We start from the raw sequence: 20,402 nt of genomic DNA on the forward strand, positions 1-20,402 counted from the left end.
ATTTGAACAAATTCAGGGCTGTGCCAGCAGGTCGGCCACGTCGCTGCGGTAGGCCTGCAACGCGGGCGCCAATGCGGCCAGCGTGGCCACGGCCACCGCCAGCAGCGGCACACCGGCCTCGGCAGGCAGCCAGCGCAGGCCGGTCACGGGCAGCAGGCCCTGGGCTTGCAACACGCGGCCCAGCACCTCGGCCAGGCCATGGCCCAGCAGCAGGCCCAGGCTGCTCGCCAGCAGCGCCAGCCACAGCGCCTCGCACAGCAACAGCCCGGCCACACGCCCGGGGGGCGCACCCAGCATGCGCAGCATGGCAATGTCGGCGCGGCGTTCGCGCACGGCGTTCCACAGCGCAATGAACACACTGAGTGCGGCCACGGCCAGCAGCACGCCGCCCATGGCGCGCAGCACGTCGGCGCCCACACCCAGCAGGCGCAGCAGGCGGGTGACCTCGATGGCGGGCGCAGCCGCTTGCAGGGCGGTGCCCGCGTTGATGTAGCGCGGCAGCGTGACGGCGGCCAGGGGCGTGCGGTAGCGCAGCAGGGCCACGGTCACTTCGCGCTCTTGCTGCAGGGCCTGCAGGTCGTCCTTGTCGGCGGCGGTGGCGCTTTCGTGCACCTGCCACACCGACTCGGTCGCGGTGAGGATGAGCCGGTCGAGCACGCAGCCGCAGGGCGCCAGCACGCCCGCCACGCGGTAGGGCTGGTCGCCGTGCGCGTGCCCACCCCCACCCAGGCCATGGCTGCCCACAAACCGGGCGCCCACCAACGGTGCGCCGCCCTGCCCCGCGCGGGCCATATCGCGCGCCACCGTGGCGCCCAGCACGGCTTCCATCGGGGCCTGCCAGGGCTGCCCCTGGTCCAGCGTGGCGCCGTAGTGCGCCAGGTAGTCGGGCGTGGTGCCTACGATGCGGTAGCCCGCATGGCTGTCGCCCAGGCTCAGCGGGATCACCTGCGACACCAGCGGGTGCTGCTGCAGGGCCTGCACTTCCTGCAGGGGGATGTTGCCGGTGGGGGTGTCGATGTGGAACACGCCCGCCAGGATGAGCTGCAGCGGGCTGCCTTTGGCACCCACCACCAGGTCGATGCCCTCCAGGTCACGCTCAAACGCCTGGTCAAGCTGCGCCGCTGCCAGCACCACCAGGGTGATGGTGGCCAGCCCCAGGCTGAGCAGCAGCAGGTTGAGCGCGGCGGCCAGCGGGCGCGACCACAGGTAGCGCCAGGACAGACGTGCCATGTATGCTATTTTTTTCATAGCTTCTAGCGCTTGTCCGTATTGCCCTGGAGGCTTATTTCATTCAAATCCAGCACCACGGCACCCGCCAGGGCCTGCACCACGCGGTGGTCGTGCGTGGCGATCACCAGGGTGGCGTCGCAGGCGGCGGCGCTGCTTTGCAGCAGGGCCAGTGCACAGGCGGCGGCTTCGTCGTCCAGGCTGGCGGTGGGTTCGTCGGCCAGCAGCACCTCGGGCGCCAACAGCACGGCCCGCGCCAGTGCCACGCGCTGCGCCTGCCCGCCCGAGAGCTGGTGCGGCCTGCGCGCGGCAAGGTCGGCCACGCCCAGGTGCTCTAGTGCACGGGCAATGGCGGCATCGTCACGCGGCCTGCCTGCGGCAAAGTAGGCCAGCGCCAGGTTGTCGGCCACGGTGAGCGCGCTGCTCAGGTGCAGTTTTTGCGGCAAAAAACCGATGCTGCGGGCGCGCCAGGCGTCGATTTCGGCACCGCGCTGCGTGCCAATCTGCAGGCCCGCCACAAACAGGTCGCCCGTGGCCGTGCCGCGCAGCCCGGCCACCAGCGACAGCCAGGTGGATTTGCCGCTGCCCGAGCGCCCGCGCACCAGCAGCGTGCCGCCCTGGCGCACATCGACATCCGGAAAGCGCCGCAGGGCCGCGCCCGGATAGGCGTGGGCCAGGCCCCGGGTGCGGATCATGCAGCGCCCTCAGGGTGGGCGCAGCCCGCACACAGGCCGTGCACGGCAATGTCTACGGCCAGGTTCTCGTGCCCGGCCTGGGCCAGCGTGCGCAGCAAGGGGCGCAGGGCCGCCTGCATGCGGGCCGAGCCCTGGGCCAGCCGAAACTGCCGGTGGCAGCCGCCACATTCAAAGCGCGGGGCGGCACCGTCGTGGCCCGGCGCGGCCAACGCGAAGCGGGTGACCCGGGCACCGTCGATCTGGCGCTGCAGCAGGCCGGCTGCGGCAAAGCGGTCGAGCAGGCGGTACACCGTGACCCGGTTGACCTGCACACCGGCCGCGTCCAGGGCCACAGCCACCTCGGGCACGCTCAGCGTGGCCTGGGGCTGCGCCTGGTACAGCGCACCCAAAGCGCGGGTAGCGCGGGTGGCGCGCATACCGGGCGGCAAGGGCCAGGAGGGGGATGCGGTGAATGGAATGGATGGGGTGGACATGCAGGGGCTGGCGGGACAATAACGCAATCGGGTTGCATTATGCCCTGCCCCTGCAGCCGCCAGCGGCTATTTGAGGAAGCGCGCAAAGGTCTGGCGGAACTTGACCACTTTGGGGCCGACCACATAAGCACAGTAACCCTGCGAAGGGTTGTGGGCGTAATAGTCCTGGTGGTAGTCCTCGGCCGGCCAGTAGTTCTGCAAGGGTTGCACCTCGGTGGTGATGGGTGCGCCAAACAGCTTGTCTTGCGACATTTCGCGCACCATGTCTTCGGCCACCTGGCGGTGCGCGGGGTCTTCGTAATAGATGCCGCTGCGGTACTGGGTGCCTACGTCGTTGCCCTGGCGGTTGAGTGTGGTGGGGTCGTGCGTGGCGAAGAAGATTTCCAGAATCTCGCGCACCGAGATGATGGTGGGGTCAAACCGCAGCCGCACCACCTCGGCATGGCCGGTGCTGCCGGTGCACACTTGCTCGTACCGGGGGCGCTCCGTATGGCCGTTGCAGTAGCCGCTTTCCACATCGGTGATGCCGCGCACGCTGTCAAACACGGCTTCGGTGCACCAAAAACACCCGCCGCCCAGCGTGATAACGGACTCTTGCGCCGCAGAAGCGGAGCCGGGTTGACTGCTTGCAATATCCATAACGTCAGTTTCCTTGCAGTGCGGTGGGTTTCACGGGGCGGGCTGCCAGTCGCTCACCCACACCAGCGCAGGGTTGTCAGCATATTCGACCAGCATCGATCGCACGCGCTCTTGCCACAACTGGGCAAAACGCTCCAGCTCTGCGCTGTTGGCCTGATCGGCAAAGGCCTTGGTCATCAGCGGCCGCATCTCGCCAGGCCAGGGCACGACCGCATTATCGAAGTGCACCGTGACGGCCTTGCCCGTATCGCGGCGGCGCATGCCCAAAACGCCGTCCACGTCGGCGCCAAAGACCAGCAGGTTCTTGCGTGCGAAAAGGGCCAGCTGGCCTGCGCCCGGGAACCCTGTTTCCCCGGCGGCCCCTGTCACCAACTGCACCACTGAAGAGATGACGCCCGTCACGCCACTGCCCGGCGCATCGCGCATGAAAACTTCCACATCGCCCCGCACGGGCATCTCGGTGCCATAGAGCGCACGCAGGCCATGCAGGGCCATGAGGTAGGCGCCCGCCACGGTGGGGCACGAGTGGCCCGACAGGCGCACCACATCGGTATAGCGGTATTCAATGACGCCGTGGCGCGCCGCGCCCAAAAACTGGGCCAGCGGGTCGCGCAGCTTGATCGTGGGCGCCTCGGAATAGAACGCTGGAAATCCCAGGTCTTGCGGTTCGGTCATGGCGTCTTTCTTGCGTGAGGGTGCTGCACATGGCGTGCTGATCGACCATCCTAAACATTTCTGCGCGCCTTCCCGCAATGGGGCCATTGCACACATGCTCTGCGGTTGACCCTTGTGGGTGGTTTTGCTATATTACTAACCAGTCAGTCAGTAAATAATTGCGTGCCCACATCTGTTCCGCCCTCCCCTCCTGCACCCAAGCGCGAGCGCCGCAAAGAAGCCCGCCCCGGTGAGTTGCTGGAGGCTGCCCTGGACCTTTTTGTGGAAAAGGGCTACGCCGCCACCAAGGTGGACGAGGTGGCCGCACGCGCCGGAGTGTCCAAGGGCACGCTGTTTCTCTACTTTCCCAGCAAAGAAGAGCTTTTCAAGGCCGTGGTGCGCGAAAGCATCGTGGGCCGGTTTGACGAATGGGGGCAGGAACTGGCGCAGTTCCAGGGCAACACCGCCGACATGCTGCACCTGAGCTACGCCACGTGGTGGGAAAGCATTGGCTCCACCCGCGCCTCGGGCATCACCAAGCTCATGCTCAGCGAGGCGGGCAATTTCCCCGAACTCACCCTGTTTTACCAGCGCGAAGTCATCGAGCCCGGCCAGCAACTGATACGCAGCGTGCTGCAACGCGGCATCACGCGCGGTGAGTTCCGGGCCGTCAACCTGGACTATGCCGTGTATGCCGTGTTGGCCCCCATGATTTTTTTGATGCTCTGGAAGCATTCCATCGGAGCCTGCGTGCCCGATTCCATGGCTTTCAGTCCGCAGGACTACATCCACTGCCAGGTTGATAACCTGCTGCACGGCCTGCTGGCCCGCCCGGACCCTGCCCCTCCACCTCCCTCTGCCTGACTTTTCCACCATGAAACGCTGGATTCCCTGGATGGCCACCGCCATCGTTATCGCGCTGGTCGCCGGCGGCGCCTGGCGTGCCATCTCGGCGCGCCAGGCGCAGCAAAAGGCACTGGTCGCCTCTACGGCGGCCACCCGCCCGGTGGTGATGGATATTGCTTCCGAGGAAGTGCGTCCCGTGCGCAAGCAGAACCTGTCGCTCGACATTCCGATCTCGGGCAGCTTGCGTGCGGTGCAGACAGCCACCATCAAGGCCCGAGTAGCCGGTGAACTGCAGGGTTTGAGCCTGCGCGAGGGCGACGCCGTGCGCGCAGGCCAGGAAGTGGCGCGCACCGACCCCACCGAATCGAATGCCCGGCTGCGCCAGGCACAGCAGCAGGCCGATGCGGCCAAGGCCCAGGTGGATATCAGCCAGCGGCAGTTTGCCAACAACCGTGCCCTGGTGGACCAGGGCTTTATCTCGCGCACCGCGCTCGATACCTCGCAAGCCAGTCTGCAGGCGGCCCAGGCTTCGTACCAGGCGGCCCAAGCCGCCGCCGACGTGGCCCGCAAGGCCATGGCCGACACGGTGTTGCGCAGCCCCCTCAGCGGCCATGTCGCCCAGCGCCTTGCCCAAAATGGCGAGCGCGTGGCCGTGGAGGCCCGCATTCTGGAAGTGGTCGACCTCTCGCGCCTGGAACTCGAAGCCCTGCTGGGCCCGGCCGACTCGGTCGCCGTGCGCCTGGGGCAAAAGGCCACTTTGCGGGTCGAAGGCATCAGTGAGCCGCTGGAAGCCACGGTGGTGCGCATCAACCCCAGCGCCCAGGCAGGCAGCCGCGCAGTGCCGGTGTATCTGTCCATCGACAACACCCAGGCCCTGCCCGCGCTGCGCCAGGGCTTGTTCGTGCAAGGCACTTTGGCCGTGGGCCATGCCGAACGGCTGACTGTGCCGCTCGATGCGGTGCGCACCGACAAACCCATTCCCTACGTGCAGGTGGCCGACAACGGCCGCGTGGCGCACCGTGCCGTGCAAACCGGCCAGCGCGTGCAACAAGAAGACCTGACCGTGGTGGCCATCGAAGGTGTGTCCGAGGGCACGCTGGTGCTGGCCGGACGCGTGGGCGCCCTGCCCGAAGGCACGGTACTGCGCTTGCCGGGCAGCCAGGCTGCACCTGCAGCCAGTGCGCCCGCCGCCAAACCCTGACCGCCAGGACGACACAGCATGTGGTTTACCAAGGTCAGTCTGAAGAATCCGGTGTTTGCCACCATGGTCATGCTGGCCTTTGTGGTGCTGGGCGTTTTTTCGTACCAGCGCCTAAAGGTGGACCAGTTCCCCGAGATCGACTTTCCGGTGGTGGTGGTCACGGCCGACTACCCCGGCGCCTCGCCCGAGATCGTGGAGAGCGAGGTCACCAAGAAGATCGAGGAAGGCGTCAACTCCATCGCGGGCATCAATGCCCTGACCTCGCGCAGCTATGAAGGCTCGGCGGTGGTCATCATCGAGTTCCAGTTGCACATCGACGGCCGCAAGGCCGCCGAGGACGTGCGCGAAAAGGTCGCCACCATCCGCACGCTGCTGCGCACCGAGGTCAAAGAGCCGCGTGTGCTGCGTTTTGACCCTGCCAGCCGCCCGGTGTGGTCGCTGGCCGTGCTGCCCGACGGCGACGAGGCCACCCGCCAAAGCGCCGTGGAGCTGACCACCTGGGCCGACCAGACGCTGAAAAAACGCCTCGAAAACGTGCGCGGCGTGGGCGCCGTGACACTGGTGGGCGCCACACGGCGCGAGATCAACATTTACCTCGATCCGCAGGCGCTCGAAGCCTTTGGCATCACGCCCGAACAGGTGGCGCAGGCCGTGCGCAACGAAAACCAGGACCTGCCGCTGGGCGCCGTGCGCTCGCTGGACCAGGACCGCGTGGTACAGATTGACGCGCGCATGGAGCGCCCCGAGGATTTCGGCAGGATCATCGTGGCGCGCAAAGGCCAGGGAGCCGCCGGTCAAGCCGGCGCAGGCACCCCGGTGCGCGTCGAGCAGCTCGCCCGTGTGCAAGACGGCCCGCAGGAGGTGGAGAGCCTGGCGCTCTACAACGGCCAGCGCACGCTGCTGATGTCGGTGCAGAAGGCCCAGGGCGAGAACACCATCGAGGTGGTCGATGGCCTCAACGACGCCGTGCAGGCGCTGCGCAAGGAACTGCCCCCGGGCGTGCGCCTGGAGACCATCGGCGACAGCTCGCGCCCCATCCGCGTGGCCGTGGACAACGTGCGCCAGACGCTGATCGAGGGCGCTTTGCTCACCGTGCTCATCGTCTTTTTGTTCCTGAACTCGTGGCGCTCCACGGTCATCACCGGGCTGACGCTGCCGATTGCGCTGATCGGCACCTTTCTGTTCATGAACATGTTCGGCTTCACCATCAACATGATCACGCTGATGGCGCTGAGCCTGTGCGTGGGCCTGTTGATCGACGACGCCATCGTGGTGCGCGAGAACATCGTGCGCCATGTGCAGATGGGCAAGGGCAGCTACCAGGCGGCCATGGAGGGCACGCAGGAGATCGGCCTGGCCGTGCTGGCGACAACCCTGTCTATCGTGGCAGTGTTTTTGCCCATTGGCTTCATGGGCGGCATCATCGGCAAGTTTTTCCACGAATTCGGCATCACCATCGTGGCAGCGGTGCTGATCTCGATGTTCGTCAGCTTCACGCTCGACCCCATGCTGTCATCCATCTGGGAGGACCCGAGCATCCACGCCCACGGCAAGCGCGTGGAAGACCGCAGCTTGTACGGCCGAACCATCGGCCGCGTGACGGGTTGGTTCGACGACGCCACCGAACGCCTGGCCCAGGGCTACCAAAAGGTGCTCGGCTGGGCACTGGTGCACAAGCTCAAAACCCTGGCGCTGGCGCTGGGCATCTTTGTGCTCAGCGTGGTCATGGTGCCGCTGCTGGGCACCGAGTTCGTGCCCAAGGCCGACTTCTCGGAAACCTCCATCAACTTCTATGTGCCAGTGGGCGCATCCATCGAAGCCACCGAGGCCAAGACACGCCAGGTCGAGACCGTGGTGCGCGAGATGCCCGAGGTGCGCTACACGCTCTCGACCATCAACACCGGCAGCACGCAGGGCAAGATTTACGCCAGCGTCTATGTGCGCCTGGTCGATCGCAAGGACCGCAAGCGCAGCGTGGACGAGATGTCGGGCGTGCTGCGCGAGCGGCTGCGCCAGATTCCGGGCATCACGGTGACGCACGTGGGCCTGCTCGACCCGGTGGGCGGGCAAAAGCAGATCGAGTTCTCGCTGCAAGGCCCCGATCTGCAGGAGCTGGCCCGCCTGACGCGCGCCGTTCAGGAGAAAATCAACACCATTCCCGGCCTGGTGGACCTCGATTCGAGCGTCAAGCCCGACAAACCAGTCATCGCCGTCGATGTGCGCCGCGACGCGGCCTCGGACCTGGGGCTGTCCGTGGCGCAAATGGCCAACAGCCTGCGCACCCTGATTGCCGGGCAAACCGTGGGCAACTGGCGCGCCCCCGACGACCAAACCTACGACGTCAACGTGCGCCTTGCCCCCGAGGCACGCAACACGCCGCAGGACCTCGAGCGCCTGCCCTTTACCGTGACCGGTGCCGATGGCAACAGCCGCATCGTGCGCCTGAACCAGGTGGCCACTGTGCGCGAATCGACCGGCCCCAACCAGATCAACCGGCGCGACCTCACACGCGAAGTCGCCATCAACGCCAACGTGTACAACCGCTCGGCCGGCGAGATCTCGGGTGACATCCGCAAAGCGCTCGACAGCATGGCCTTCCCGCCCGGCTACCGTTACCAGTTCGGCGGCTCCACCAAGAACATGGCCGAATCGTTCAACTACGCCATCTCGGCGCTGCTGCTGGCCGTGGTGTTCATCTACATGATTCTGGCCAGCCAGTTCAAGAGCTTTGTGCAGCCCCTGGCCTTGATGACGGCGCTGCCGCTCACGCTGATTGGTGTCGTGCTGGCGCTCTTGATGTTTGGCTCGTCGCTATCGATGTTCTCCATCATTGGCGTCATCATGCTCATGGGGCTGGTGACCAAGAACGCCATTTTGCTGGTGGACTTTGCCATCCGTGCCCGCGAGGACCACACCAACGAGCAAGGCCAGCCCGCGCCCGGCATGTCGCGCCACGACGCGCTGCTCATGGCCGCCCGCGTGCGCCTGCGCCCCATTTTGATGACCACGCTGGCCATGATTTTCGGCATGGTGCCGCTGGCCTTTGCCATCAGCGAAGGCTCCGAGCAGCGCGCCCCCATGGGCCAGGCCGTGATCGGCGGGGTGATCACCTCGTCACTGCTGACGCTGGTGGTGGTGCCCGTGGTTTATTGCTACATGGACGACCTGGCGCAATGGGCTCGGCGCCTGTTGGGCCGCAAGGCATCCTAAAATCGCGGGTTTGTCCTGACCTGCCCTCGTTCTGCCCCCTGGAGATACCCCATGAACATGCCCCTGAACACGAAAGCCAACACCAGCGACCCGATCGAGCAGGCACGCTACAACATGATCGAGCAGCAGATCAGGCCCTGGAACGTTTTAGACCGTGGGGTGCTGGAAACCCTGGCCCGCGTGCGCCGCGAAGACTTCGTTCCCCTGGCCTACCGCAGCCTGGCCTTCATGGACATGGAAATCCCCCTGCAGGGCGACCCCGACGAAGCCGTGCGCATCGGCCAGTGCATGCTGGCCCCGCGTGTTGAAGCACGCCTGCTGCAGGAGCTGAACCTGCAAAAAAATGAGCGCGTGCTGGAAATCGGCGCCGGCTCAGGCTACATGGCCGCCCTGCTGGCACAGTACGCCGACCAGGTGGTGACCCTTGAAATCGACCCCGCGCTGGCCATTCTGGCGCGCGAGAACCTGGAACGCTTCGGCATCCGCAACGCCAGCGTGCGTTTAGGCGACGGTGCGCGCAGCAGCATCCCCGATGGCCCGTTTGACGCCATCCTTCTGAGTGGCTCGGTGGCCGAAGTGCCTTCGCGGTTGCTCGACCTGCTGCGCGACGGCGGCCGCCTGATTGCCATTGCAGGGCAGGAACCGGTCATGCGCGTCACCACGGTGCGCAAGCAAGGCAGCCGTTTCGACGTTTCCTACCCCTGGGACACCAACGCCGCCCGCCTGCTGAATTTTGCCGAACCCTCGGCTTTCCGGTTCTGAGCGCAGCGACACCGCAATGATCGTCCAAGTACGTCCCGCAGAACTGGCCGCCTGGCTCACCCAGGCCAGCGCCGATGGATCACCGGTACTACTGGACGTGCGCGAACCCTGGGAGCGCGAGCTGGCCAGTGTTGCACCCAAAGGCGCCGAACTGCTGGCCATCCCCATGGGGCAACTGGTGCAACGCCTGGCAGAACTAGACCCTGATCGTCCCACCGCCTGCCTGTGCCACCACGGCGTGCGCAGCCAGCAGGTGGCGCTGTATCTCGCGCAGCACGGCCATGACGCGGTGGTCAACATCGCAGGCGGCATCGACGCGTGGGCACGTGAGCACGACCCGGGCATTCCGCGCTACTGACGCCCTGCCCGCGCTGGGCACCCGTTCACCCCCCACTTTCCGGCATTTCCAGGCTTTTCCCGAAGGACTCTCTCCATGCAATCGCTCCGGCTACGCCCTCTGATACTGACCCTGGCGCTGGGCGCCGCCGTTGCCGCCCCGGCGCAGGCCCAGAGCCTGCTGGAACTCGTCGAAGCGGCCCGGGGCTATGACTCAGCCGTGCAATCGGCCCAGGCCCAGCTCGAAGCCGCCGCGCGCCGTGCCGACCAGGCCCGGGCCGGCCTGCTGCCCAGCGCCGGCCTGAGCGCGGGGGTCTCGCGCTCCAATACCGACGTCAGCCGCCCGTCCTTCAGCTACAACGGCACCACGCAAAGCATGGCGATCAGCGCCTCGCAACCGCTGTACCGTCCGGCCAACCGCATCAGCTACGAACAAGGCCAGCGCGGCATGGATGTAGCACAGGCGCAGCTGGACGCCGCCGCACAGGACCTGCTGGTGCGCGTCAGCCAGGCCTACTTTGACGTGCTGGCCGCGCAAGATACCTTGAGCTTCGTGCAGGCCCTGAAATCTGCCGTATCAGAGCAACTGGCCGCCGCGAAACGCAATTTTGAGGTGGGCACCACCACCGTGACCGATTCGCGCGAGGCACAGGCCCGTTTCGACCTGGTGGGCGCACAAGAGATCGCCGCACAGAACGACTTGCTGGTCAAACGCCTGGCCCTGGACCAACTCACAGGCACACAGGGCGCCCAGCCCCAGCCGCTGGCCCAGCCCGTGCAACTGCCCTCCATCACACCCGACAACGTGAACAGCTGGGTGCAAACGGCGCAAGATCAGCAACCCGGCGTGCGCCAGGCCGTGCTGGCCCTTGAAGTGGCCCGCCTGGAGACCCGCAAGGCCGAAACCGGGCACCGCCCCACCATCGATCTGCAGGCCAGCTACGCCGCACAGCACAACCCCAACGGCACGATTACCGCGCCGGGCCTCAACAGCCGCACCAACAATGCCACCGTGGGCGTGGCGCTGAACCTGCCCCTGTTCGCCGGTTTTGCCGTGCAGAACCGCGTGAAGGAAACCCTGGCGCTGGAGCAAAAAGCCGAGGCCGACCTCGAAACCGCCCGCCGCAACGTCGCCCAGGCCACGCGCAGCGCCTTCTTTGGCGTGCAGTCCGGCATTGGCCAGGTCCAGGCGCTGGAGGCTGCCGAGCAATCGAGCCAGAGCGCGCTGGACGCCAACAAGCTGGGCTACCAGGTGGGCGTGCGCATCAATATCGATGTGCTCAACGCGCAAAGCCAGCTCTACCAGACCAAACGCGACCTGGCCCAAGCCCGCTACAACGTGCTGCTGGGCACGCTCAAACTGCGCCAGGCGGCGGGCAGTCTGCAAGCGAGCGATGTGCAGGCCATCAATGCACTTTTGGTTCAAAAGGCCCCATAACGCATGCCAGAAAAGCGCAAGCAGCTACTAAAACAGTAGCGTTAAAGTGCTGCGCCAGCCGATCCATCGGCATGAGGGTCAAGAGGCTCATCCATGGAAAACTCCTTGCACGCGAGAAAGGGAGTGATCGCGCACGGCGACAAGCGCGGCCTTGGCTCAGCGGGTAGCTACGCCCGGCGGCTGGTAGCTACCGGCCTGGGCCTGGAATGACACAGCGAGGCGGTTCCAGCCATTGATGGCAACGATGGCCAGCGTCAGGTCGACCAGCGCCTTTTCATCGAACTGCTGGCGCACTTCGCCATACACCGCATCGGGCACGCCCTGCCCGGCCAACAGCGTCACGGCCTCGGCCCAGGCCAGCGCTGCGCGCTCGCGCGGCGAATAAAACCCGGTTTCGCGCCACGCCGCAAGCAGGTGCAGACGTTGCTCGGTCTCCCCGGCAGCGCGGGCGTCTTTGGTGTGCATGTCCAGGCAATAGGCGCAGCCGTTGATTTGCGATACGCGCGTTTTCACCAACTCCAGCAGCGCGGGCTCCAGCCCTGATTGGTGCACATGCTTTTCCAACCCCAGCATCGCCTGGAAAGCGCCGGGTGAGGCCTTTTGGTAGTCGATTCGTTCCTGCATGCATTGCTCCTTGAATGAATTTACTTCTCGTGCGCCAGCAGCAGCGCGCGCACCACCACGGCGTTGTTGTGCACCTCGTCGTGCGCGCCATAGACCAGCGTCAATCGTCCCTTGCGCGCCAGCGCGCGCAGCGCTTCCATCGGCTCGGCCTGAGACTGCAACTCGGCCGCGTAGCGGCGCTGAAACTCGATCCACAACGCCGGGTCGTGCCCAAACCACTGGCGCAGCGCAGTGCTGGGCGCCAGCTCCTTATTCCAGCCATCCAGGGCCAGTGCCTCCTTTTTGACGCCGCGCGGCCACAGGCGGTCGATCAGGATGCGTGTGCCGTCCTCGGGTGCTGGTGGTTCGTAGGCGCGCTTGATCTGCACATGGCTGGCAGGTACCGGGGCGCTCATGGCTGCGCCCTCGCTGCGGCCCTGTGGGCGGCCAGGGCGCGTTCGAGTTCCACCTCGGCGCGCAAACCCGCCAGATCGCGGTGCACCACGGCCACCGCGAGGGTGCGACCCCCGCGCCGGTAGGTGATGGTGCAATCCTGCGCACCCAGATCGCCGTCGATGGCCACTTCGTCAAAACGCTCGGCATGGCCCACGTACGACAGGCCAAAGTCGTACTGCTCAGTCCAGAAGAACGGTACAGCGTCGTAGCGTTCGCTGCGCCCGAGCAGATTGCGCGCCGCGGTCTGGCCCTGGCGCCCCGCCACCACCCAGTGCTCCACGCGAAGGCGCTCACCCGTCAGCGCATCGGGCCAGCGCACGATGTCACCCGCCGCAAAAATGCCGCGCACGCTGGTCTGCAAATATTCATCGACCAGCACGCCATGGTCCATGGACAAGCCCGCCTGCTCGGCCAGTGCCAGCGCTGGGCGCACGCCAATGCCGACCACCACCAGATCGGCGGGCAGTGTTTCGCCGTTGCCCAAGACCACTTCACTTGTGGTGATGCGCGCCGGGACTGTGCCCAGGTGGAACACCACGCCGTGCTTTTCATGCAGCGCCTGCAAATGCGCGCCCACCTGCGGGCCCAGCACCTTTTCCATCAGCTGCGTCTCGCGCCCCACCACATGCACTTCGACGTTGCGAGCACGCAGCGACGCCGCCACCTCCAGGCCGATAAAGCTGGCACCAATCACCACGGCACGCTGTGCCTTCTGGGCCGCAGCGGCCAGCGCCTCACCGTCGGCCTGCGTGCGCAGGGTGTGCACATGCGCCAGATCGGCGCCGGGAACAGTGAGCCGCATCGGCTCGGCGCCCGTCGCCAGCAGCAAGGCGCCATAAGCCACCCGGCTGCCATCGACCAGCTCCAGGTGGCGCTGCGCGACATCAATGCGTGCCACGCGCGCACCCAGCCGCACGTCAATGTCGTGCTCGCGGTAGAACGCCTGCGGCCGCAGCGTCAGCCACTCGGCAGGCGCGGTACCGGCAAGGTAGTTTTTGGACAGGTTGGGCCTGTCGCAAGGCAAGGCCGCATCGGCGCTCAGCAGCGTGACGGGGCCGGCATAGCCTTCACGGCGCAGGGTTTCGGCAGCGGCCTGCCCGGCCGCACCACCGCCGACGATCACGATGGACGATGGCAGGCCCACGGCGGCGGGCAGCTTATGCACGGGCGCGGCCATGCGCTTGCCGGTGACAGACGCCGTGCCATCGCGCAACTCGACCTGCCAGCAGGCAATGCCGCCCAGCGCGGGCGCACGCAGGGCCTCGCCGGTGCGCAGGCAAAACGCTGCATGGTGCCAGGGGCAGCGCACGGTTTCGCCCACCAACAGGCCTTGCGCCAGCGGCCCACCGTAATGCGTGCAGGTGGCGCCTACGGCAAAAACCTCATCGCGCCGGCGCACCAGGAGCACGGCCTCGCCGTAAGCGTGGCCCAGCAGCATGTCGTTGGGGGGGATGCTCTCCAAGGCAACGCCTTGGGCAAAGTCGGGCCCCGGCAAGGCGGGTTCGGTTTCAGGCATGGCAGGCTCCTGTGTCAAACACGGCGCCCGCCCCCCTGATTGGCTGATGGGTGAAACCGGCGCCATGCGCTCCACCGGGGCGATGGGCACAGCCTACGCCGGTTGATTCAAAGTGTCACCCAGTAGGGCTATTTGGTCGCACACTCAGGCGGCGTTTTGCAATGCCTGCGCCAGATCGGCCACCAGGTCGTCCGGGTGCTCGATGCCCACGCTCAGGCGTATCAGCCCTTCGGTCACGCCATTGGCGGCGCGGGCCTGGGCCGAGACAAAGCTGTGCGTGGTGCTGGCCGGGTGGCAGGCCAGGCTGTCCACATCGCCCAGGGACACGGCCTGCGTGAACAGCGCCAGGCGGTTGAGCACCTGCGCTGCCACCGCCCGCTCGCTGCGCGCCAGATCGAACGACACCATGCCGCCAAACCCGCCCTGCAACTGGCGCTGCGCCAGTGTGTGCTGGGGGTGGCTTGGCAGGCCGGGGTAGTGCACGGCGCGCACGGCGGGGTGCGTGGACAGATAGTGCGCCACGGCGGCCGCCCCTTCGCAGTGGGCGGCCATGCGCAATGGCAGGGTTTTGATGCCGCGCAGAAACAAGAAGGCCTCTTGCGGCGCCAGGTTGCCGCCCACATGGCCCAGGCCGGTCTTGCGCACGGCACCCACCACGGCCTCTGAACCGGCCACCAGGCCGCCCGTGGCGTCGCCGTGGCCGCCGAGGTATTTGGTCATGGAGTGCAGCACCAGGTCGATGCCCAGCGCCAGCGGACGCACCAGGCAGGGTGTGCAGAAGGTGTTGTCGGCCACGGTGATGGCGCCATGCGCACGGGCCACGGCGGCCACCTGGGCCAGGTCGTGCAGGCGCAGCGTGGGGTTGGTGAGGGTTTCGACCCAGACCATGCGGGTGGCCGGTGTCAGGCAGGCTTGCAGGCCGCGCGTGGTGGCGTCCACCACCGTGATGCCCCAGCGCTCGCCCAGGGAGCGCAGCAGGCCTTCGGTACCGCCATACAGCGGGCCCAGAAACACCAGTTCATCCCCCGGGTTCAGCAGCCCCAGCAGTACCGACGACGATGCCGCCGTGCCGCTGGCAAACGCCACGGCGGCTGCGGCGCCTTCCAGGTCGGCCATCTTGGCCTCCAGCGCGGCCACGGTGGGGTTGGCAAAGCGGCTGTAGCGGTAGCCGGGTGCTTCGCCTGCAAAGATGGCGGCGCCGCGCTCCAGCGTGCCGTAGCCAAACGCCGTAGTCTGGCTGATGGGGGTGGCGATGGCGCCAGTGGTGGGGTCGGGGTGCTGGCCAGCGTGGACAGCGCGGGTGCGCAGGTGGGTCATGGTGCAAAGGGAGATGGGTTGCGACGCCCCGGCGCACATGGGCAACACGGCACACGGGCCATCATTGTGCTCCCGTCTTCATAGCTGCCAGCGCTTATTCCATAAGCGTGAGAGGGTGTTTTGACATAAAAAGCGCCTCGCGCTGCTCCGCAGCGCGCAGCCGTTTAAGGCCTTGCCGGGAACAGCGCAGCCCAGCAGGCAGGGTCACCCGCCAGCAGGTCAAGGTCAGCGTTGACGGGTCTCTCACAGGGGCGGGCGCCAACGGCCTGGGCCAGCGCAGCTGCAGCCGGGGAAAAATAGGCAATCACTTCACATTGCAAGCGCCCTTCCAGCTCGTGCCGGGTGAACACCGCCATATCGGTCGGCTTGCCTGTCGCTTCAAACAAGGGCTCAAATTGCGCCCGCAATTCTTCCTTGGGTTCAAAGGCGAGAATGCCGTCGCCGAGCGACTGCGAGTACCAAGTCTTCACGTCGATCCTTTCCTCGTCACTGCATTGCGGCGCACAGCAGCCACCGCACCACCTTACTTGCGCGCGTGCCTTGCTGCAAGCACATCCGCCAATGCACCCGCCGTGCGCTGGGCGGCGCCCCGGTGGTCCAGCGCGAACTGCGCCGCTTGCGTGCAGCCCCGGGCCAGGCGCCGGGGATCGCTGGCCCATTCACTCGCCAAGCGCAGGCCTTGCGCCATGTCGTCCACGCGCTGGGCGGCGCCTGCGCTGCAGGCGGCTACCGCAGCCTCGGCAAAGTTGAAGGTATAGGGCCCGAGCACTACGGGGCAGCCGCAGGCGGCGGCTTCGATGAGGTTTTGTCCACCCAGCGGCGCAAAGCTGCCACCCAGCAGGGCCACATCGGCCAGGCCGTAATACAGGGCCATTTCGCCCAGACTGTCGCCCAGCCACACATCGGCATCGGGCGGTGCCGCCACCCACTGGCTGCGGCGCGACACGCGCAGACCGGCACGCGAGAGCAGTTGGTACACCTCGTCAAAGCGCTGGGGGTGGCGCGGGACGATGAGCCATTGCACCGCAGAGCGGGCCGGAGCAGCCTTGGATGCTACTGATTCAATAGCTGACAGCGCTTTACCAGTGGGCGCTGGAGCCCCATTTTTTACAAATTCTTCAAGCCACAGTGCTTCTTCACCCTCGCGGCTGCTGGCCAGCATGACCACGGGGCGGGTGCTGGTGGTGCGCCAGGCACGGCCCTGCGTTACCTGTTCGACATCGGGCACCACGTCAAACTTCAGGTTACCCAGCACCGCTTGCACGGGCGCACCGATAGCGCGCAGGCGTTCGGCGTCCGCCTCGGTTTGCGCCCACACGGCCGTCAGCGCGCCATACGCCGGGCGGGCCAGCCAGCCCAGGCGCTGCGCCTTGCGCAGCGATTGTTCATTGAAGCGCGCATTGGCCAGCACCAGCGGCACGCCCTGCTGGCGGCACCCGGCCACCAAGTTGGGCCAGACCTCGGTTTCCATCAGGATGCCGACCACGGGCTTGAATTTGCGCAAAAACCGCGCCACGGCCCCCGGCGTATCCCAGGGCTGCCAGACCTGCACATCGCCGGGCAGCAGCAGTTTTTCGCCTTCGGCGCGGCCTGTGGCCGTGCCATGTGTGAGCAGCAGGCGCATGTCGGGCCACTGGTCACGCAGCGCTGTCAGCAAAATGGCCGCGGCGCGGGTTTCACCCAGCGAAACGGCATGGATCCACAAAAACCGGCCCAGCGCATCGGTGCTGCTGTGCGGCATGAGGCTGTCGATGGGTTGCGGATAACGGCCAAAGCGCTCGCTGATGGCTTTGCCATAGCCGGGCTCGGCCACGGCACGCCTGCGCAGCTTGCGGCGCAGCAGGGGCTGCGCCAACCAGAGAAGCGTCGAATACAGGCGAAGGATCAATCGGGCCATGAAAGGAGACGGGTGGTGGCGGCTTCAGTGCGCCGCTGCACCCACTTGCGCGCCGGGCTTGACCCGTTCAAGCAACGCCAGCATGGCCGATTCGATACGGTGCAGCGCCTCGCTCGTGTGGCCTTCAAAGCGCAGCACCAGCACCGGCGTGGTGTTGCTGGCGCGGATCAGGCCAAAGCCATCGGGCCAGTCCACGCGCAGGCCGTCGATGGTGTTGATCTGAGCGGGCGCGGCAAAAGTCTCAAATGCCAGGGCCTGCAGCTCGGCGGTGAGGCGGTGGGGCTCGCCTTCTTCGCAGGCCACGTTCAGTTCAGGGGTGCTGTGGCTGCTCGGCAGGCCGTTGAGCACGGCGCCGGGGTCGTCGTGGCGGCTCAAAATCTCCAGCAGGCGGCAGCCAGCGTAGGTACCGTCGTCAAAACCGAACCAGCGCTCCTTGAAGAAAATGTGGCCGCTCATCTCGCCGCCCAGGGGGGAGTCGAGTTCTTTCATCCTGGCCTTGATGAGCGAGTGGCCGGTCTTGTACATCAGGGGCTTGCCGCCTGCGGCCTCAATGGCGGGCGCCAGGCGCTGCGTGCATTTCACGTCGAACAGGATGGTGCCGCCGGGCACGCGCGCGAGCACGTCCTGGGCAAACAGCATCATTTGCCGGTCAGGGAAGATGTTGGTGCCGTCGCGGGTAACAATGCCCAGCCGGTCGCCGTCGCCGTCAAAAGCCAGGCCCAGTTCGGCGTCGCTGGCCTGCAGGGCGGCAATCAGGTCGCGCAGGTTTTCGGGCTTGCTCGGATCGGGGTGGTGGTTGGGGAAGTTGCCATCCACCTCTGAGAACAGCTCGATCACCTCGCAGCCAATGGCGCGAAAGATGTCCGGCGCCGAAGCCCCGGCAATGCCGTTGCCGCTGTCCACCACGATTTTCATGGGGCGCGCGAGCCGGATGTCCGAGACGATGCGTTCACGGTAGGCCGCCAGCACATCGGCCTGGCGGATGTAGCCGCCCGGTTCGATCTGCCAGCGCTCTTCTTCCATGGTGCGGCGGAGCTGCTGGATTTCCTCGCCAAAGATGGCGCGGCCATTGAGCACCATCTTGAAACCGTTGTAGTCCTTGGGGTTGTGGCTGCCCGTGACCTGGATGCCGCTGTTGCACAGCGTACTGGCGGCAAAGTAGAGCATGGGCGTCGTGCTCAGGCCAATGTCGATCACCTCCATCCCCGCCTCGGCCAGCCCCAGCATGAGGGCAGCCGACAACGCCGGGCCCGACAGGCGTCCGTCGCGCCCCACGGCCACCGTGGTCTGGCCCTCGGCCCGGGCAGCGGCGCCAAAGGCGCGGCCCAGGCCCCGGGCGACTTTGTCGTCGAGGGTGGTGGGGACAATGCCCCGGATGTCATAGGCTTTGAAAATGGCAGGCGAGAGTTGCACGGGTGTCGCTTTCACAGGTGTACGGAACCGGCGCCGATTGTAGGGGCCTGCCCCCGGCACCCCGCGCATGGCTCGCACCGGGCACATGTCCGAAAACGGCTAGCAGCAGGTCGGCAGCGGCCTATCATTCGTCCATGTCCCGCACAGATTCCACAAACGATGATGGCCGCTACCTCGCCTTGCAGGCGCGGGATGCGCGCTTTGACGGACAGTTCTTTACCGGCGTCACCTCCACCGGCATCTACTGCCGCCCGGTGTGTGCCGTGCGCACGCCACGGCGCGAGAACTGCCGCTTCTTTGCCTTGGCGGCGCAGGCCGAGAGCGCCGGTTTCAGGCCCTGCCTGCGCTGCAGGCCCGAGATAGCGCCCCAGGCGCTGGTATGGTCGGTGCAGGATGCCTCGGGCATCCTGGTGCAGCAGGCTGTGCACTTGCTCGATACCCTGGACACCTGGGGCGCAGAACAGGCCACTCCGCGCATGACTGCTGTGGCGCAGCGCCTGGGCGTGAGCGACCGGCACCTGCGCCGCATTTTTGAGGCGGCGCTGGGCGTCTCGCCCCTGCAATACCTGCAAACCCGCCGCCTGCTGGCAGCCAAGCAGTTGCTGACCGACACGGCCATGCCGATCACCCAGGTCGCGCTGGCCAGCGGCTTTGGCAGCGTGCGCCGCTTCAATGCGGCGTTTACGCAGCATTACGGCCTGCAGCCCACCGCCTTGCGCCGCACAGGCGCCCCGCCCGGTGCAACGCCCAGTGCACGCATCCGGCTGGCCTACCGCCCTCCGTTCGATGCACCAGCCCTGTTGGCCTTTTTTGCGCAGCGGCAATTTGGTGGTGTGGAGTGGGCGCAGGCCGACGAGGCCCTGGCGCTGCGGCGTACCGTGCGCCTGCAGGTCGGCGCCCAGGCGGTGACCGGCTGGCTGAGCGCCCGCTTTGACACGGCGCGCCACCAGGTGCTGCTCGAGACCAGCGACAGCCTGTACCCGGTGCTGCCCCAGGTGATTGCCCGGGTGCGGGCCCTGCTGGACCTGGATGCCGATCCGGCCGCCATCAATGCGGTGCTGCATGCGTCGTTCCCCACCGGCGATGGCCTGCGTGTGCCGGGCGTCTTTGACGGCTTTGAGCTGGCCGTGCGCGCCGTGCTGGGCCAGCAAATCACCGTGGCGGCTGCGCGCACCCTGGGCCAGCGACTGGTGGAACGCTTTGGTGAGCCCATCACCACGCCTTGGCCCGCGCTGCACCGCCTGTTCCCAGCCCCCGCCGTGCTCGCGCAGGCCGAGGGCGATGCGCTGGGGCAACTGGGCATCGTGCGCCAGCGCCAGGCGGCCATCGTGGTGCTGGCACGGGCGGTGACCAGTGGCCAGATCGCCCTGCACCCCGGCGCCGACGTGGCGACCACCACCGCCGCCCTGTGCCAGTTGCCCGGTATTGGCGACTGGACGGCCCAGTACATCGCCCTGCGCGCGTTGCGCTGGCCCGACGCCTTTCCCGCAGGCGACGTGGCGTTGCACAAGGCCCTGGGTGTGCAAGGCCACAAAAATCCTGCCCGGGCCGCCACCGAAGCAGCCATCGCCTGGCGCCCCTGGCGCGGCTACGCCGTGCTGCGCGCCTGGGCGGGCACAGGGCCCGTGGACGCTGCCGCCCCTCAAACACTATTGAATCAATAGCTGCTGGCGCTCTCCCCTCCTGCGCCAAAGCCTGTTTTGGTATCTAATTCAAAGC

General features: G+C 66.8%; 19 protein-coding genes. 7 read left to right on the plus strand and 12 right to left on the minus strand.

Translation table 11 applies throughout. The features are described 5' to 3' along the window. Positions 1-12: 12 nt before the first annotated feature. From C8D04_RS05570 to C8D04_RS05590, 5 genes are all read right to left on the minus strand, one after another. Positions 13-1,248: an FtsX-like permease family protein gene (locus C8D04_RS05570; protein ID WP_116003959.1), complete on the minus strand. Its 1,236-nt coding sequence runs from the start codon at positions 1,246-1,248 to the stop codon at positions 13-15. A 5-nt stretch (positions 1,249-1,253) separates the two neighbouring features. Then, positions 1,254-1,922 carry an ATP-binding cassette domain-containing protein gene (locus C8D04_RS05575; RefSeq protein ID WP_116003960.1) on the minus strand — a complete coding sequence of 223 codons (669 nt, stop codon included), beginning with the start codon at positions 1,920-1,922 and terminating at the stop codon, positions 1,254-1,256. Next, a complete protein-coding gene (locus tag C8D04_RS05580; protein ID WP_116003961.1) occupies positions 1,919-2,338 on the minus strand; it encodes a Fur family transcriptional regulator in 420 nt (139 codons plus the stop codon). Before C8D04_RS05580 ends, C8D04_RS05575 begins: the two co-directional genes overlap by 4 nt. A gap of 123 nt (positions 2,339-2,461) precedes the next feature. Then, positions 2,462-3,034: a peptide-methionine (S)-S-oxide reductase MsrA gene (gene msrA / locus C8D04_RS05585; protein WP_116003962.1), complete on the minus strand. Its 573-nt coding sequence runs from the start codon at positions 3,032-3,034 to the stop codon at positions 2,462-2,464. A gap of 30 nt (positions 3,035-3,064) precedes the next feature. Continuing rightward, a complete protein-coding gene (locus tag C8D04_RS05590) occupies positions 3,065-3,709 on the minus strand; it encodes an FmdE family protein (protein ID WP_116003963.1) in 645 nt (214 codons plus the stop codon). Positions 3,710-3,871: 162 nt separating this feature from the next. Here C8D04_RS05590 and C8D04_RS05595 point away from each other — a divergent pair, with 162 nt between their 5' ends. The 6 genes from C8D04_RS05595 (at position 3,872) to C8D04_RS05620 (ending at position 11,481) form a co-directional block, all read left to right on the plus strand. Beyond that, positions 3,872-4,552 (plus strand): TetR/AcrR family transcriptional regulator, encoded by a 681-nt coding sequence (locus C8D04_RS05595; protein WP_116003964.1) that lies wholly within the window; start codon positions 3,872-3,874, stop codon positions 4,550-4,552. A 10-nt stretch (positions 4,553-4,562) separates the two neighbouring features. Then, positions 4,563-5,735 (plus strand): efflux RND transporter periplasmic adaptor subunit, encoded by a 1,173-nt coding sequence (locus C8D04_RS05600; RefSeq protein ID WP_116003965.1) that lies wholly within the window; start codon positions 4,563-4,565, stop codon positions 5,733-5,735. Positions 5,736-5,753: 18 nt separating this feature from the next. Then, positions 5,754-8,945: an efflux RND transporter permease subunit gene (locus C8D04_RS05605; RefSeq protein WP_116003966.1), complete on the plus strand. Its 3,192-nt coding sequence runs from the start codon at positions 5,754-5,756 to the stop codon at positions 8,943-8,945. 51 nt (positions 8,946-8,996) lie between these two features. Continuing rightward, positions 8,997-9,707, plus strand: coding sequence for a protein-L-isoaspartate O-methyltransferase (locus tag C8D04_RS05610; protein ID WP_116003967.1), 711 nt, complete (start codon positions 8,997-8,999; stop codon positions 9,705-9,707). 16 nt (positions 9,708-9,723) lie between these two features. Further along, a complete protein-coding gene (locus C8D04_RS05615) occupies positions 9,724-10,065 on the plus strand; it encodes a rhodanese-like domain-containing protein (protein WP_116003968.1) in 342 nt (113 codons plus the stop codon). Positions 10,066-10,140: 75 nt separating this feature from the next. Further along, positions 10,141-11,481, plus strand: coding sequence for a TolC family outer membrane protein (locus C8D04_RS05620; RefSeq protein WP_116003969.1), 1,341 nt, complete (start codon positions 10,141-10,143; stop codon positions 11,479-11,481). A gap of 156 nt (positions 11,482-11,637) precedes the next feature. Here C8D04_RS05620 and C8D04_RS05625 read toward each other — a convergent pair whose 3' ends face one another. The 7 genes from C8D04_RS05625 to C8D04_RS05655 all read right to left on the minus strand — a co-directional run bounded on the left by C8D04_RS05625 (position 11,638) and on the right by C8D04_RS05655 (position 18,683). Beyond that, on the minus strand, positions 11,638-12,105 hold the full coding sequence (locus C8D04_RS05625; RefSeq protein WP_116003970.1) for a carboxymuconolactone decarboxylase family protein: 468 nt from the start codon (positions 12,103-12,105) through the stop codon (positions 11,638-11,640). Positions 12,106-12,125: 20 nt separating this feature from the next. Next, positions 12,126-12,500: a DUF488 domain-containing protein gene (locus C8D04_RS05630; protein WP_116003971.1), complete on the minus strand. Its 375-nt coding sequence runs from the start codon at positions 12,498-12,500 to the stop codon at positions 12,126-12,128. Continuing rightward, complete coding sequence (locus C8D04_RS05635; protein WP_116003972.1) at positions 12,497-14,056, minus strand: FAD-dependent oxidoreductase; 1,560 nt, start codon at positions 14,054-14,056, stop codon at positions 12,497-12,499. The genes C8D04_RS05630 and C8D04_RS05635 overlap by 4 nt, the downstream gene beginning before the upstream one ends. Positions 14,057-14,200: 144 nt before the next feature. Continuing rightward, entirely contained in the window at positions 14,201-15,373 is a 1,173-nt protein-coding gene (locus tag C8D04_RS05640; protein WP_116003973.1) for a PLP-dependent aspartate aminotransferase family protein, read from the minus strand. A 164-nt stretch (positions 15,374-15,537) separates the two neighbouring features. Further along, positions 15,538-15,843: a hypothetical protein gene (locus C8D04_RS05645; protein ID WP_116003974.1), complete on the minus strand. Its 306-nt coding sequence runs from the start codon at positions 15,841-15,843 to the stop codon at positions 15,538-15,540. 53 nt (positions 15,844-15,896) lie between these two features. Next, the gene (locus C8D04_RS05650) at positions 15,897-17,270 is read right to left on the minus strand and encodes a 3-deoxy-D-manno-octulosonic acid transferase (RefSeq protein ID WP_116003975.1); all 1,374 of its coding nucleotides are present in this window, start codon (positions 17,268-17,270) and stop codon (positions 15,897-15,899) included. A gap of 24 nt (positions 17,271-17,294) precedes the next feature. Further along, positions 17,295-18,683, minus strand: a complete 1,389-nt coding sequence (locus C8D04_RS05655) for a phosphomannomutase/phosphoglucomutase (RefSeq protein WP_116006041.1) — start codon at positions 18,681-18,683, stop codon at positions 17,295-17,297. Positions 18,684-18,817: 134 nt separating this feature from the next. On the opposite strand from C8D04_RS05655, the gene C8D04_RS05660 reads away from it, so the two are divergent. Continuing rightward, positions 18,818-20,347 (plus strand): AlkA N-terminal domain-containing protein, encoded by a 1,530-nt coding sequence (locus C8D04_RS05660; RefSeq protein WP_116003976.1) that lies wholly within the window; start codon positions 18,818-18,820, stop codon positions 20,345-20,347. Positions 20,348-20,402 lie beyond the last annotated feature (55 nt).

Source organism: Simplicispira sp. 125 (genome assembly GCF_003096555.1).
Taxonomy (GTDB): Bacteria; Pseudomonadota; Gammaproteobacteria; order Burkholderiales; family Burkholderiaceae_C; genus Simplicispira.